Here is a 16,753-nt window from a genome sequence, read left to right as displayed (position 1 = left end):
AAGACAACTCATAGAGTTATCTTATTACAAACTATTTTTTATGATAGAAGAACGAATGATTTTTCATCCGTTCTTCCGTATTCTTTTATCTAAAATGCTGATGGCTTGAGCTTTAAACCTGCAGTCTGGTCGAGACCAAACATGATGTTCATATTCTGAACAGCCTGACCTACGGCACCCTTCAGAAGATTGTCGATGCAGGAAGTGATGAGGAGCTTATCGCCATACTTATCCACATGAACCAGGCACTTGTTGGTATTCACCACCTGCTTCAGGTCGATTGCCTTATCCACATAGTGAGTAAACTTGGCATCCTTGTAGAACTCCTTGTAACCTGCTACGATTTCCTCGATTGGCTTATCGGTCTTCACAACTTCTGTAGCGAAGATACCGCGGGCGAAGTCGCCACGGTAAGGGATGAAGTCGATGGCTGCATCGAGATAACCCTGTGTCTGCTTCAGACTCTGACGAATCTCTGGCACATGCTGATGGTTGAATGCCTTGTAGATGCTCATGTTGTTGTTGCGCCATGAGAAATGAGTAGTGGCGCCTGGCTTCTGACCAGCACCGGTGCTACCGGTAATGGCGTTAACAGATACATCGCTGTTGATGAGGCCCATCTTAGCAGCAGGCAACAAACCAAGTTGAATGCAAGTTGCAAAACAACCTGGGTTTGCCACGTGCTGAGCTACGGCTATTTTTGATTCATTTATTTCTGGAAGACCATATACAAAATCGTGAGCTGCTGGGGTTGGCTGCTGGGTAGCAACCACAGTCTCAGGGGCAAGACGGAAGTCTTGTGCCAGGTCGATAATCTTCACGTTCTCCGGAACATTGTGCTCCTTCAGGAACGCCTCGCTCTTGCCGTGACCGAAGCAGAAGAAGATGACATCCACCTGGTCGAAAGGCATCTCGGCGGTAAACTTCAAATCAGTCTCGCCATACAATCCCTCGTGAACCTCAGCCACCAGGTTGCCGGCGTTGCTCTCGCTATTGGCGAATACAATCTCTGCCTCAGGATGGTTGATAAGGAGGCGAATCAACTCACCTCCTGTATAACCAGCTGCTCCTAAAATACCTACTTTTACCATATTATCTTTCCTCGTTAGGGTGCATACCATAATAAACACGGAGTGGGGTAGAGCTTACCTTGATGAAGCCCTTCGCATCCTCGGCTGTCCAACCGTGCTGCATCTCACCATACTCACCGAGCTTAGACTTGGTCAAATCGTCTGGTGAGTCGATACCTACAGTCTGGAAACTGTATGGACGGAGCTTCAGGATAGCTGTACCGTTTACGTTGCGCTGAGAAGAAGTCAGCATTGCCTCGATATCCGGCATTACAGGCTCCAGGTACTGGCTCTCGTGGAGGAACATTCCGTACCAGTTGCCTACCTGGTCCTTCCAATACTGCTGCCACTTGCTCAATGTGCTCTTCTCCAACAGGCGGTGAGCCTCGATGATGAGCTTAGGAGCTGCAGCCTCGAAAGCTACACGACCCTTGATACCGATGATGGTATCACCCACGTTGCAGTCGCGACCGATAGCGTAAGATGCACCAATCTCCTCAATCTTCTGGATGGCAGCAATCTTATCATCAAACTTCTCGCCGTTGACAGCCACAATCTCACCCTTCTCGAAGGTAATCTTCAGTTCAGCCTCTTCTTCCTTGGCAGTAACGTGCTTCAGATAAGCCTCCTCAGGGAGACCCTGGGTTGGGTCGAGAATCTCACCGCCGCAGATACTGGTTCCCCAGATACCTACGTTATAAGAATACTTCAATTTGGTGAAGTCTGCATAGAAACCATGCTCGTTCAGATAGTCAACCTCCTCCTTACGGGAAAGTGCCTTGTCACGGGTCAAGGTGATGATCTCTACACCAGGAGCCATTACCAGGAAGGTCATGTCGAAACGAATCTGGTCGTTGCCGGCACCTGTACTTCCGTGAGCGATGGCGTCAGCACCAATCTCCTTGGCGTAACGAGCGATGGCGATAGCCTGGAAGATACGCTCAGAAGATACAGAGATAGGGTAGCAGTTGTTGCGGAGCACATTACCGAAAATCATGTATTTCAATGATTTCTCGTAATACTCGTGGGTAACGTCGAGAGTGACGTATGCCTTGGCACCCAACTTATATGCGTTCTCCTCGTTGGTCTTCAACTGCTCGGCAGAGAAACCACCTGTGTTAGCGCATGCTGCATAAACATCCCAGCCATCCTGGGTCAACTTCATTACAGTGTATGATGTATCGAGACCGCCGCTAAAAGCGACTACTACTTTCTTATTTGCCATTTTATTTTATGTTTAATATGTGATGAATAATGTTTAGATGGCATTCTTGCCAACACCTTAATCATATATAAGGATTTAAATTTCTGCAGAAGGTCCGTCAATCTTTCTGATTCTCTCAATCACCTCCTGAGGAAGCTTGATAGGCAGATGCTCCTCTGGGTCGAAGAGCATGGCGGTGCAGATGCAGTATTTGCGGTTGGTACGATGGAGGACATCTACGTTGATGCAACCCTCGCAACCACGCCAGAAAGACTCGTCATCGGTCAGGTCGGCGAAGGTAACAGGAAGATAACCCAGCTGGGTGTTCATCTTCATGACAGCCGAACCGGATGTCAAAGAGAAAATCTTGGCATGAGGCCATCGCTGTCGGGCGAGCGTAAAGGTCAGGTTCTTGATGCGTTTAGCCAGTCCCATACCACGGAAGTCTGGGTGAACGATCAAACCTGATGTGGTGACATAGTGCTTGTTGCCCCAAGTCTCGATGTAGCTGAAGCCTGCGAACTTATCGCCCTGAAGTGCGATAACCGCCTTTGCCTCTCTCATCTTGGTAGCCACATATTCAGGTGAACGCTTGGCGATACCTGAACCACGTTTCTTTGCTGCTTCTGCGATTGTAGTCAGAATGGTGTCGATGTACTTGATGTGACTTTCGTCAGCCACCATTACTTTTACTTCTTCCATTTTCTCTATATATTTATAATGTATTTGTATTCTTATTTATTATCTTTATGAATGTCAGGAATAACTTCAGCCAAAGCATTGATTACTTCTTCTTCGGTAGTTCCTTTTTTCTTTACCAGGAATATCGTATCATCACCAGCGATGGTTCCCAGTATTTGAGGAATATCACTGTTATCTATGTTGTAGGCGATACTGCTGGCGTAGCCTGGTCTTGTTTTGATAACAACCATGTTGCCAGAGAAGTGGACAGACTGGAATCCTGTACTCACCATCATCTTGGCAACAGATGAAGGATGGGAAACTCTCTTATACAAGGTGTCGTTTGGCAAGACATAAGCATATTTACCGCTGGAAGAAGCGGCTTTCGCAACCTTGAGCAGTTTCAAATCTCTACTCAATGTTGCTTGCGTTATCTGGAAGCCTTCTTTGTGAAGAGCTTGCAGGAGTTGCTCCTGCGAACTGAGCTCCTGGCTTGAGATAAGCATCTTTAATGTTTCTAATCTGCTATTCTTTACCTTCATGTGATGTATTTTTATACGTTTGCGGTTGCAAAATTACAATAAATATATGAAAACGCCAAGAATATATGAATAAAATTTGCATAATTAACGATAATTTGTTGTTTATTATTGTATTTATGCATGAAATATGCAGAATAAATATGCATGTTATGCATTTTGCGGTTTTGAGGAGGAGGGAATAAAACGTATTTTTGAGATATTTTGCATTTTTCTTGCTTAAAACTTGCTGTTCTTAATTTTTTTGTTTATTTTTGCAGCAACTAATCTTTAAGCCTATGGTAAATAAAATAACTATGAACTTATTGATTCTGTTGGCCATACCCTGTATTCTCTATGGTCGTAGTTTCAATGTGATGGATTTCGGTGCTCGAGGTAACGGAATCAGTGATGACGCAATCGCCATTCAGAAAGCTGTGGATGCCTGTACGAATGCCGGAGGGGGAGATGTGGTCTTTTCCGCCAATCATACATTCCTTTCAGGACCCGTACAGTTGAAATCAAACGTGAACATCGTTCTTGAAACCAATTCCGTCTGGAAAGCCAACCCCGATGAGAGTATCTATCATCTCAGCGCCTTCGGCAAGAACGAGGGTGAAGGTATGATGTGGATATGGGCGAAGGATGTGGAGAATCTTTCGTTCTCTGGGCATGGTACGATTCATGGCAATGGTATCAAGTTTATGGGGGCTGAACTTTTTGATAGTTATGAGCTCAAGCCGGTCACCACTTTCGATCCCCGTCCGCATGTGCTTACCCTGATGGGAGTCAGGAATCTCAATATCCGTGATATTACCATTCGGGAAGGTGCTTACTGGACGGTGCATCTCATCGGTTGCGATGGGGCAGTGATTGATGGAATCAATCTGCTCAACAATCTCAAGATCCGTAATGGTGATGGCATTGATATTGATCATAGCAAGAATGTGCGCATTGCCAACTGTCATATTACCAGTGGCGATGATGCTATCTGCCTGAAAAACCGCCGTGAGTTTGAAGAATATGGTTCTTGCCACGATATCGTTGTAACGAATTGTGTGATGGAGAGCCGCAGCTGTACAGTGAAGATTGGCAGTGAGAATATGGATTCCATCTATAATGTGGTTATCGACAATTGCGTGATCAAGGGTAGCAACCGTGGTCTTGGTATTCAGAACCGTGACGAGGGAACCGTGAGCAATGTGGTTTTCTCTAACATCATTCTGGATTGCCAGCTGTGGAGCGATGTATGGTGGGGCAAGGCAGAATCTATTTACGTTACTTCTTACCCTCGTGCCAATGGAAATCACAAGGATGCCAACTGGCGATTCCCTAAAGGTCAGACGGTAGGAAGATGTGGCGAGGTGAGTCATATCTACTTCAATCATATTTATGCCACTTCAGAAAACGGATGCTTTATCGGCGGAGATACTCCGGATAAGGTAAACAATATCTATCTCAACAATGTACATCTCAACTTGAAGAAACTGACAGGCTATGATGGCGGCGTGTATGACAAGCGTCCATGTCGTGGCGAGGGCTTTATATATAATAAGGTATATGGAGTCTATGTGGAGAATGCCAGGGATGTAGAGATTGATGATCTGAGAGTGCAGGTTGGAACGAAAGTAAACTATGGAGGAAAAACTTTCGGTATAGATGACTAGAAAAACAATCTTTTAATAGAATTGAAACTAAAATCTTAAACAGGTGTAATAAGGTAGTACTACCTTTGCATCCGATTATTTATAACAAAATCTAATAAGTTATGCAAATAGTACAAAAGACAAATGGAAGAATCATGAAAAGAGTATTGCTTTCTTCCGCCCTTCTGCTGGTGAGTACACTCACATTTGCACAAAGTAAGGTCAGCGGTACCGTAAAAGATGCCAATGGCGAACCTCTCATGGGCGTAAGCGTCATGGAGGTAGGTACTAACAATGGTGCGGTTACCGATATAAATGGTAACTACACCTTGAATGTGAAGCCAGGAGCGAAGCTGAAGCTCTCTTACATTGGATTTACGTCAAAGACCATTAAGGCAAGTGGCAATAGTCAGATTGTGTTGGATGAAGATAACACTGCCCTCAACGAGGTGGTTGTGGTAGGTTATGGTACGATGCGTCGTAAGGATGTTACCTCTTCAATTACTACCGTGAAGGCTGAAGATTTGAACCAAGGTGTGTTCACAGACCCAGGTCAGATGCTTCAGGGAAAGGTTCCGGGTTTGGTGGTTTCTTCTACTGCCGATCCTAACGGTTCTCCTACCATTACACTTCGTGGTGCTTCTACTCTCCGTACAGGTGCCATGTCACCTTACTATGTAGTGGATGGAATTCCTGGAGTTGATATTTCTATTGTGTCTCCAGAAGATATCGAGTCCATTGACGTTCTTCGAGACGCTACAGCTACGGCCATCTATGGTTCCAAGGCTGCCAATGGTGTAATCATCATTACTACCAAGAAGGGTGCTGAGGAGAAAACCAATGTCTCTTACAATGGCTATGTGGCTTTTGATAATATTCTGAAGAAATATGATGTGTGTACAGCTGATGATTTGCGTCAGTATGCAAAGGACAACAATATAACTCTCAAGGATGGTGGCGCCAATACGGATTGGCAAGACGAGGTGCTTCGTACTGGTATAAGTCATAATCATAATGTAAACATTAGTGGTGGAAATGGTTCTACTAATTATATGATTAGTGCCGATCTCAGAAAGCGTGAGGGTGTCATCAAGATGACAGGCTTTGACCGTTTCAATGTCCGTTCTCTTGTGTCAACCAAGACATTGAAAGACCACCTTACTGTTTCTCTTGGTGCGAATATGATGTATGGCAAACACTTTGGCGTACCATCTGGCAATGAGGGTGCATCTGTGCTTGATGCCATGAACTACTATTCTCCTACAAATGCCATCAAAAATGCGGATGGAATATGGACAGTAGGCTCTGGTTCCAAGAACTATAACCCTCTTGCATTGATGGAGGAAAATAAGTCTGAGACTGTATGGAAACGTAACCAGTTTGTTGGTAAGACCGCCCTCGAACTTTGGAAGGGATTCGTTTGGAGTGTCAACTATTCTTGGAGTAATTATCAAAGTACTTATAGTGCCTATAATACCCGTAACTCTCAGTTGGAGGGTATTGGCAACAAGAATGGTCAGGCTACCCGTAATACTTATTTTGGTCGTGAACAGACTTTTGAGACTTATCTCAACTACGATTTCAAGGTCGGAAAGAGCAAGTGGGGCTTGATGGGTGGTTATTCTTGGGAAGAAAAGAAGAATAACGATGGATTCGGTCTCAGTGTTGAAGGTTACTATAATGATGATCTTGGATGGTATAATATGTCATACGCACAAACCATCTTGGGTGTTCAGAACTCCGTTCAGAGCGGCTATTTGGAGAAGGTACGTAATATCTCTTTCTACGGTCGTGTGAACTACTCTTTTGACAGTCGTTATATGCTTCAGGCAACCATTCGTCGAGATGGCTCTTCTGTATTCGGCAAGAACAATCGTTGGGGAACTTTCCCTTCTGTATCTGCTGCCTGGAATATCACTGAGGAGAAGTTTATGCAGAACCAGCATATCTTCGATAACTTGAAACTTCGTGCGGGATATGGTATTTCTGGTAATGCCATGGGCTTCGATGTGTATTCTTCTTATAATACGTATGGTGCTTCTGGTACATTCGTATATGATGGTAAGACTTATCGCACATACGGTGCAACCAAGAATGCAAACCCTGATTTGAAGTGGGAGTCAACAGGTATGTTGAACATTGGTCTCGACTTCGCATTCTTGAAGGGACGTCTGAATGGTACTGTAGAAGTTTATCATAAGAAGACCAAGGACTTGATTTGGAGCTATCCTGTTTCTACAACTCAGTACATATATGGTTGGATGGATGCCAATGTGGGTGAGATGACCAATAAGGGTATTGAGTTCACATTGAATGCGGTGCCTGTTCGTACCAAGAATTTCATGTGGAGTACTACCCTCAACCTCTCTCATAACAAGAATACTGTCGATAAGATGCAGAATGAGACATTCCATACTACTAATCTCACCCAGGGTGACCCAATGGTAGCTGGTGTTTCTGCTGATGGTTGGACACAGAGAATTATGGAGGGCGAACCTATTGGTACATTCTATACGTATCAGTATGCAGGAATTGTAAATGGACGCTCAGAGTACTATGTTCTTGATGAAAATGGTAATCGTACAGGCGAAACTACCAATAATCCAAGTTTGAAAGACCGTTCTATAACTGGTTGTGCGCAACCTAAGCTCAATGCAGGTTGGAATAATACGCTTACTTATAAGAACTGGAGTCTGAACGCATTTATCACAGGTGTGTTCGGTAATGACGTTTATAATAGTGCTCGCGCTCACTATACGGCTGCTCAAATGTTCTCAGATGGTAAGAACGTATTGAAAGAATTCCTTTCTAATCCTGTTGGCGATGCTTCAAGCTCACTTCCTTCGGACCGTTATATAGAGAAAGGATCTTATGTTCGTCTTCAGACGCTCTCTTTGAGTTATACATTCCGTAATTGCTTTAATGACTGGATTCAGGATTTGACTCTTTATGGCACAGCCAATAACCTCTTTACGATCACTAACTATAAGGGACTTGATCCTGAGGTGAATATGGGTGGCATTGATCCGGGTATCGATTATCGTTGGAGCCGTTATCCACATACACGTACCTTCATGGTGGGTGTTAAGATTAATTTCGGTGGAAGCAAGAAGAAAAAGGCTACGCCACAGTATATCGACCGAGAGGTAATCAAGGAAGTACCAGTAATCAAGGAAGTGGTTAAGGAGGTTCCAGGAAAGACAACATTCGTACAGAGCACATACGTTGTGACATTCCCTGTAAATTCTGCAGAGATTGGTAATACTTCAGAACTTGATGGCATCAAGAGTGGCTCTAATGTCGAGATTGTAGCATACGCTTCTCCTGAAGGCAAGTCTTCTGTAAATCAGCAGTTGTCTCAGAAACGTGCAGATGCAGTAGCTAAGTATCTACAGAATAAGGGCGTGAATGTGACTCGTATTATCGCCAAGGGTGCGGATACCAATCATGCTAACCGTATCGCTATTGTGACTGTTAAGTAATAACATTTAATCAGATTACAGAATATGAAACTAAATAGATTGTTTATTTCAGCTGGATTGTTAGCTATGACACTTACCGGCTGTACGGATTTGGACATGAGTCCAAACTCGCAATATACTGAGGATCCTAGTCAAAACTCAGGAGTTGATCCTATGATTGTTGTGGAGGCAAAAATGGCGGATGTATATTACCATCTTGCAGGAACATTGGGTCGCCGTTATATGGAGGCGCAATGCTTGGCTTCCGATGAGTTTACTTCACTCGCTTTTGCTGGCGGTTATTATGACAGTGGTACCTATGCTCACCAAGCACTACATTGTAGTTCTCCTAATGATGCCTCTATCGGTTGGTATGATGATGTGACGGCTGGTATTACAAAGGCGAATACCATCTTGGAGGAATTGGGTAGTGGAGCTTCTGCCCAGATGAAAGCGCCTGCTCGTGCCATACGTGCTTATTATACCTGGATTTTGATGGATAATTATGGTGATACGCCTATTTTGGATAAAGTTCAGGCTGAAGGTTCTGTGGTACCTCGTTCTCCACGTAAGGAAGTTGCGGAGTGGATTGAGAGTGAGCTTAATGACATTATCCCTGCATTGACGGATGATGTTACTGAAAATACATACGGCAAGCCTACTAAATGGATGGCAGAGGCTCTTCTTGCCAAGCTATATATCAACTGGCCTGTTTATACGGCGGAGTCGGTTGACCAATATGATGCAGCAACTGCTGCAAATCCAAAGTTGGATGCTTGTATTGCTGCTTGCGATGATATTATCAATAGTGGTAAGTTCAATTTGGGTTCTGTTGACTATCTTCATAAGTTCTCATACGACAATAGCTGGAAGGTGGAAGACTTCATATACGCAATACCATATGATGCCATCAATCGTCAGGGTATGCAGTATGCTCGTCCTCGTACATTCAAGGATATGAAAAATTTGTTGCCAAATGTCTATGGTTCAACAGATAAGTTTACTCAGTCGTTTGGTGGTAACATGGTAGTCACTCCTGAGTTTGCCAAATTGTTCTCTCTGGATGGGGATATTCGTAATCTCAGCATTCTTCGTGGTGATGTCTATGTTCGTGACCCAAAGACTTTACGTCCTACAACTGAACCTTTTATGTATAAAGGCAACCAGGTACATTTTACGGAAAACATCACTCTTGCTAAGAAAGATAACACCATTGAAGTTGGCAATGACGCAAATGCTTATCAGCAGGGTTGTCACTCCATCAAATGGTTTACTACTCCAGCCGACTATAATAATGGTCGTAACCAGTCTAATGACCTGCCGATTTTCCGTTATGCCGATGTTCTCCTTATGAAGGCTGAGGCTCTTACTCGTCAGGGTAGTAGTGGTGCAAAAGCTCTCTTCAACCAGATTCGTTCATACGCAGGTGCTCCAACGATAGCTAACGAACCTACCTTGCAGGAAATCTATGATGAGCGTGGTCGTGAATTCTTTGATGAGAACTGGCGTCGTAATGATATGATTCGTTTCGGTCATTATGAGGATGAGTTCTTCCCTCATTACAAGGACTTCCCGGATGCAAGCTTTGACAAGCGTCATCGCATCTTCCCAGTGCCACAAAACACAATCAATTTGAATGGTTGGGAGCAGAATCCTGGATATTGATAAATCATGTGATTTAGATAGCAATAAGGGAGGGTGGCAGTCTGCTGCTCTCCCTTTATTATTACAGTAACGCACTCTTTTACCGCAAATTCAGAAATAAAAAATGAAGCGAATCTTGGCCTTAGCATTATATTGCGTCCTTGGGCTATCCTCATTGATAGCGCAAGATTTTTCCCGATACGTTGATCCACGTATCGGAAGTGAGGGATTGGGTAGAACTTTCCCCGGACCTTGCATGCCATACGGTATGGCGAAGCCGGGACCGGATGCCGTGTCTATGCCGAATGCGGGATGGGCGCCGATGCCTGAGCCTCTCAAAGGATTCTCGCAGATGCATGTCAGTGGAACGGGTGGTGGACAGAAGTATGGCAATATCCTGATTCAGCCTTTCTTGGATGCAGGGGAAATCATCCAGAAACGGGTGGATGAGAAGATTGCCCTGGGATATTATGCCTGTACTTTTGAGAATGGAATCCGAACGGAGATTACCGCCTCAGAACGTTGTGCCTTCTATCGATTGGATTATGGCAGAAAACAGAAGGGAAAACTCCTGATAGATGTGGCTACCTTCCTGGGTATAGATACGATTCCAGATAAGCGCGAAACTCAGCAGTATGTGGATTCGTATGTTACTTGTGATGGGAAATATGCCGTCTCAGGATGGAGTACTGTAAGGGGTGGTTGGAACAATGGCGGCCCTTATACCGTATATTTCTATTTGCAGAGCGATGCGCCTTTATCTAATAGCGATGTCCCTTTAGCTAATGGCGAAGCGCCTCTATATAATAAGGTGAAGGAATCAAAGACAAGATTGGATGTTGCCTTCTCGAAAAGTACCGTCAATCTGAAGATTGGTATTTCGCATATCAGTATTGCCCAGGCAAGGAAGAATATCCCTGCCTGCGGCTTCGATGCCCAGTTGAAGAATGTGCGGAAAACCTGGAACGGAAAGTTGGGAAAGATAGAAATCGCAGGAACCGAAAAGCAGAAGCGGATGTTTTATACAGCTCTTTATCATACGATGCTGATGCCTGTGGATAAGTCGGGTGAAAACCCTCATTTCGCCGCTACGCCTTATTATGATGATTACTATGCCATCTGGGATACTTACCGTACTTCCATGCCTTTGCTTACCTTGATTGAGGAACCGCAGCAGCGTGATATGGTCAATTCCCTGCTCAATATCTACAAGCATGACGGTTATATGCCTGATGCCAGAAGTGGCAACTGGAACGGTAGAACGCAGGGTGGCAGTAATGCGGATATTGTCATAGCTGATGCCTTTGCCAAAGGAATGAAGGGTATCGATTATGAACTGGCGTTGAAGGCGATGATCAAGGATGCCGAAGTGCCGCCAACGGATGATGATGGCTTTGTGGGCAGTGTGCCTGAGGAAAAGCATGGTAGAGGTGGATTGATGGAATATAATACGCTGGGCTATATTCCGTATGGAATAGACCGTGCCGGCAATCGTACCGTTGAGTATAGCTATGATGACTGGTGTATTGCCCAGGTGGCAAAAGGACTGGGTTATCCGGAACTCTACGATAAGTATATGAAGCGTTCGCATAACTGGCGCAACCTCTGGCGTTCTGATTATGAATGGCAGGGGATGAAGGGATTTATCATGCCGAGAGATGCGGATGGCAGATGGCTCGACTCTGTGCCTTGGGGCAAGTCGAAGGTCTATCATCCTGTGATTCCTTATCATCCGGATACCAAGGTGGCGCCCTGGTATCTTCCATGGTGGTCAACCTTCTTCTACGAGGCTTTGTCGGCTGAGTATAGTCTCAGTATTCCGCACGATGTGCCGGGACTGATTGAGGCTTGTGGAGGAAAGGATGCTTTCATCAAACGACTCGATACCTTCTTCGCCAATGGCCATTTCAATGTGGCGAATGAACCGAGCTTCATGACTCCTTACCTGTATCATTGGGTGGGGCGCCCTGACTTGAGCGTTCAGCGAATCCATCAGATTGTGAACGATAACTATGATGATTCTCCTGGTGGTTTGCCGGGTAATGATGATGGGGGAGCGATGTCGTCCTGGCTTATTTTCAATATGCTGGGTTTCTATCCTATTGCAGGACAGAATCTCTATATCGTAGGTTTACCGATGGTTCCGGAATACACCATCCATCTGTCTAATGGAAAGGACTTGAAGGTGGTGAGAGAAGGAGAGCAATGGAAGCAGATGTTCATAACTCACGATGTGTTGATAAATGGTGGAAAACTTGTGCTCCCTCATTCTTCTGCTGTGGAAAAGGTTGTTGATAAAGCTTCCAAACCGTTGAATATAAAGGAGAAAGAGAAATTCACACTTTGTGAACAACTTGTGGATAAATACGGGAAAACTATTCCGGTGCAGTTTATATCTCACTTCATTCTTAATCGTCAATATCGTCAATGGGAAGTGGGTGTAGATTCCGTGAGTATCCCTGATACCCTTGTGCTGAAATGTAATCAGTCGGTCTATCTCATCCCTCGTCAACTCGTGGCTGAGGCTGACGGATTCTGTTGGGATAGTCCGCAGAAAGGAAAGAACCTGTATGTTTGCAACCAATGCTCCAATCATGGAATGCGGGATGGCACCTTCCTGTTTATCTCCCGGAAAGCCCTGCAGCAACTTCTGGGTACAGGCTCATTCGTTTATAATGGGATCGTATGGCGTAAGGTTTCGCAAGATGCAGAGAGTGTCACCGTGAAGGCTGAACAGGATGATACCGTGATGCAGATAGCCACCACCGGAAATCTCCCTTGGGTGCTGCGTATGGAAGGAAATCCTTTAGGTATTGATTGGAGGTTGGAAAAACAATAAATGGGAGTATTCTCCGTTTCATATATTATATGAACAGAAAAGTAACATTATTATATATCTCTTTGGCTTGCGTGCTATCCATGCAAGCTCAGACCCGCCAGCAGATGGGTGGCGTCTATTATGCTTACCCGGAAGGACCTTCTGCCAAGACAGGAACTTTTGGTACGGCTACCTATGTGCTGTCTGATTCTCTGAATGTTCCTCAGGGATACGCACCTTTTTATATCAGTCATTACGGTCGCCATGGTTCCCGTTGGATGCCGAAGGATGACCGGTATGTCTGGATCTGCAAGCATTTTGAAGATGAGAGTAATCTCACTCCGCTGGGTCTGCAGGTGAAGGGAATGCTGCAGCGTGTATGGGAGAATGCCAAGGGTAATGGTGGAAAACTGAGCAAGTTGGGTGCTCTTCAGCATCAGGGCATCGCTCATCGTATGTTTGAGCGTTATCCACAGATCTTTGCTGCAGGCAATGCGGTGAAGGCCCGCTCCAGCGTGGTGGATCGTTGCGCCAGGAGTATGCAGGCTTTTACTTCGGAGTTGCATACCCTTCAGCCGGGTTTGAATCTTGATGTCAAGACCGATTCTGCCGATATGGCTTGGATAGCGTATGTCTCTCCTGAAATAAAAGCTTTGGAGAATCGTACGCATGTGCAGGCACATGTATCACCTCGCCGTTTCCTTCTTCAGTTATTTAAGGATGTCTCTCAAGTAGATGAACCCTTGAAGCTGATGACCGAGATGCATACGGTAGCCTCTTCCATTCAGGATGTAGGCTTGAATTTCCCTACTTATCCGCAGGATATAGAAGATGGATTGAATGCGCTGTTTACGGATGAGGAGTTCCGGGCTATCTATGATGCCAACAACCGTCGCATGACCATCAATAATGGCAACGACCCGACCAACGAGTCGATTCCGGCACGCTGTGCCATCTCGCTCTGGCAGAATATCGAGGCTGAGGCTGATGCAGCATTGCGTTCTCCCCGTTCTTCCGCGACCCTTCGCTTTGGTCACGATACGGCTCTTTACCGTCTTCTGTCGTTCCTTTTCGATACGGCTTCTCTTCCGCAGAGTGCCAGAGAGGATGAGGAAAAGGTGGTCTTGGGTAATGGGGTAGACAGGATGGACCGTGTGGTTCCGATGGCTGCCAACCTGCAGATGGTATTTTATAAGAATGCTCAGGATTCGGTTCTTTTCAAGTTCATGCTCAATGAGCGGGATATCCAACTCAGTGGTCTTGCTCAGGTAGAATACGGTACTTGTTATTATTCCTGGAATACATGGAAGCGGATGATGCACGAACGCATCCACAATCTGGAGCATATCCGCCAGCTCAATGCCCTCAATACGATGGTGGGTACAGCACAGGCGAATACCCAGACTGCCGGCATGTTTGGCAAGGGTAGCGAGGAACATGGACAAACCCTTCCGGCTGTCCTCGTTCCGAACGGACAGAACTTCTGGACGCCGCAGACACAGGATACCGAACAGAAATGTATTGCACCTTATTATTATAAGGATACCCACTTGCAGGGTTTCCGCAACAGCCATTGGATAGTGGGAGGCTGTACGCAGGATTACGGTTCCTTTACCGTAGCTGCATTGGGTGGTAACCTGCGTCTTCAGCCAGAGCAGCGTGCCACGCCATTCAGTCATGATGATGAAATATCCCATCCTCATTACTATGCTGTTCACCTCAAGCAGGAACATCTCAAGGCAGAGCTCACGGCATTGAGTCATACTTCCATCCTCCGTGTCACGCCCGACAAGGATGAGCTGGTGCATCTGGTCATCAATCCGAACAGTGACGAGGGACAGGGGTATATAGAGATTGATACCGTCAACCATGTGGTATATGGCTATAATCCTGTTCACCGCATTTATCAGGGATGGGGAGAGCCGGCAGGCTTCAGCGGTCATTTCGTTCTGGCATACGATGAAGATGAGCTTGTGGATTACGGTGTCTTTGACGGTGATAACAGAATAAGTAGGGGATTGAAGATGCAGGACAAAGCGCGTATTGGTGCCTGGCTCACCTTCCGTGGCAAGGCAGGCAAGTCGATGGAGTGGCTGTCGGCTTCTTCCTTCACTTCCCGTGAGAATGCACTGGGAAATCTCAATGGCGAGAACTATATGTTCGGAGGCTTGGACTTTAACAGTATGATGCAGTTTGCTGCTGAGTTCTGGTGCGAGCGTTTCCATACCATTGATGTTGAGAGTAAGAATCAGTCCAAGGTGAACCAGTTCTATGGTGCCCTTTACCGTTCTTCATTCCTGCCTCATGAAATCAGCGATGTGAATGGTGATTATCCGGAGTTCTCTACCGGTACTCAGGTTGATTATTCTGTTTATGGAAACTATTCTCCATATAATGCCCTGAAGAAGTATGGCGATTTCTCGATGTGGGATATATATCGTGCAGAGTTGCCGCTCTATAGTCTCATCACTCCGAAGCTCTCTGGCGAGATGATGCAGTCACTGGTCCAGATGTATCGGGAGGGTGGCTGGATGCCTATCTTCCCATGTTGGAACAGTTATACGGCAGCGATGATTGGCGATCATGCGAGTGCGGCTCTTGCTGATGCCTATGTGAAGGGCATTCGTAACTTTGATGTAAAGAAGGCATACGACGGCATGCGACAGAATGCCTTCTCCACTCCTTATTACATCAGGGATTATAAAGACGGCAAGGGTCGACGTGCCATTACCTCGTATATTGAGAACGGATATATTCCTCTGGAGAATCCGGTGGCAGATGCTTTCCATACCAACGAACAGACATCCCGCACTTTGGAGTATGCCTATGATGATTTCGCCGTGGCTCAGATGGCGAAGGCTTTGATGGATTCTTGTCAGAATATTTCTCAACGTCAGAAGTATCAGGAAGATTATCAGCTGTTGATGCGCCGTTCTGAAAACTGGCGCAATGTCATCAATCCTTCTACGGGTTGGGCTGACGGCAGGACAGAGAAAGGTAAGTGGGAAAACAATCGTGATCTGGTTCATCGCAAGAGCTATATCACCGAGGGTGCTACCTGTCATTATACCTGGTATGTGCCACAGAATCCGGAAGGACTGTTTGAGGTAATCCGCAACAGCAAGTCGGCTAAGGGCGATGATCCTGTGGTTACCCGTCTGGATGATATGTTTGACAAGGGATGGTATTGGCATGGCAACGAACCATGTCATCAGATACCTTATCTCTATGATGCGGCTGGTGCACCGGAGAAGACTCAGGAGCGTGTTCATCATATCCTGAATACCGAGTATAATGATACGCCGGGTGGATTGTCGGGCAATGATGATGCGGGCCAGATGTCGGCATGGTATGTTTTCTCTTCCATCGGTTTCTATCCGGTTTGTCCAGGTACGCCAGAGTATTATATCGGAACGCCAAGCTTTGATAAGGTGACGTTGAATCTGGAGAACGGCAAGCGATTTGTTCTGTCGGCTCAACGTAGGAAGGCAGATGATTATCTCATCCAGTCTACCACCTTGAATGGAAATCCTTGGAGTGATTATCGCATTTCCCATCAGCAAATCTTGCAGGGTGGTGAACTGCACTTCGAGATGAAAGCCATGAAATAAATGTTAAAATAATAGTTTCATTCCTATATAAAAAAGTTTCATTCCCCCCAATGAAACACCTATTTGATAGGAATGAAACTATTTTTTTGCCGAAAAATTT

General features: G+C 45.5%; 9 protein-coding genes. 5 read left to right on the top strand and 4 right to left on the bottom strand.

Annotation, left to right across the window (positions count from 1 at the left end; all coding sequences use genetic code 11):
• Positions 1 to 89: 89 nt before the first annotated feature.
• The 4 genes from argC to argR form a co-directional block, all read right to left on the bottom strand.
• Entirely contained in the window at positions 90 to 1,091 is a 1,002-nt protein-coding gene (argC, locus tag ACTQ16_RS08880) for an N-acetyl-gamma-glutamyl-phosphate reductase (RefSeq protein ID WP_118154055.1), read from the bottom strand.
• Position 1,092: 1 nt separating this feature from the next.
• Positions 1,093 to 2,295, bottom strand: coding sequence for an argininosuccinate synthase (locus ACTQ16_RS08875; RefSeq protein WP_089544441.1), 1,203 nt, complete (start codon positions 2,293 to 2,295; stop codon positions 1,093 to 1,095).
• Between the two features lie 75 nt (positions 2,296 to 2,370).
• A complete protein-coding gene (locus ACTQ16_RS08870; protein WP_203041610.1) occupies positions 2,371 to 2,976 on the bottom strand; it encodes a GNAT family N-acetyltransferase in 606 nt (201 codons plus the stop codon).
• Positions 2,977 to 3,008: 32 nt separating this feature from the next.
• Positions 3,009 to 3,497: an arginine repressor gene (gene argR / locus ACTQ16_RS08865; protein ID WP_153121964.1), complete on the bottom strand. Its 489-nt coding sequence runs from the start codon at positions 3,495 to 3,497 to the stop codon at positions 3,009 to 3,011.
• Positions 3,498 to 3,790: 293 nt separating this feature from the next.
• Here argR and ACTQ16_RS08860 point away from each other — a divergent pair, with 293 nt between their 5' ends.
• The 5 genes from ACTQ16_RS08860 (at position 3,791) to ACTQ16_RS08840 (ending at position 16,653) form a co-directional block, all read left to right on the top strand.
• A complete protein-coding gene (locus tag ACTQ16_RS08860; RefSeq protein ID WP_441937054.1) occupies positions 3,791 to 5,140 on the top strand; it encodes a glycoside hydrolase family 28 protein in 1,350 nt (449 codons plus the stop codon).
• 101 nt (positions 5,141 to 5,241) lie between these two features.
• Entirely contained in the window at positions 5,242 to 8,601 is a 3,360-nt protein-coding gene (locus ACTQ16_RS08855; protein ID WP_441937053.1) for a SusC/RagA family TonB-linked outer membrane protein, read from the top strand.
• Positions 8,602 to 8,625: 24 nt separating this feature from the next.
• The gene (locus ACTQ16_RS08850) at positions 8,626 to 10,245 is read left to right on the top strand and encodes a RagB/SusD family nutrient uptake outer membrane protein (protein WP_294970979.1); all 1,620 of its coding nucleotides are present in this window, start codon (positions 8,626 to 8,628) and stop codon (positions 10,243 to 10,245) included.
• 103 nt (positions 10,246 to 10,348) lie between these two features.
• Positions 10,349 to 13,063, top strand: coding sequence for a GH92 family glycosyl hydrolase (locus ACTQ16_RS08845; protein ID WP_441937051.1), 2,715 nt, complete (start codon positions 10,349 to 10,351; stop codon positions 13,061 to 13,063).
• 29 nt (positions 13,064 to 13,092) lie between these two features.
• Positions 13,093 to 16,653 (top strand): GH92 family glycosyl hydrolase, encoded by a 3,561-nt coding sequence (locus ACTQ16_RS08840; protein ID WP_441937049.1) that lies wholly within the window; start codon positions 13,093 to 13,095, stop codon positions 16,651 to 16,653.
• Positions 16,654 to 16,753 lie beyond the last annotated feature (100 nt).

The sequence above is a fragment of the Prevotella sp. LCP21S3_D2 genome (assembly GCF_052118345.1).
GTDB lineage: Bacteria > Bacteroidota > Bacteroidia > Bacteroidales > Bacteroidaceae > Prevotella.
Note: the sequence above shows the minus strand (reverse complement) of the source record. Positions and strands in the feature narration are given on the sequence as shown.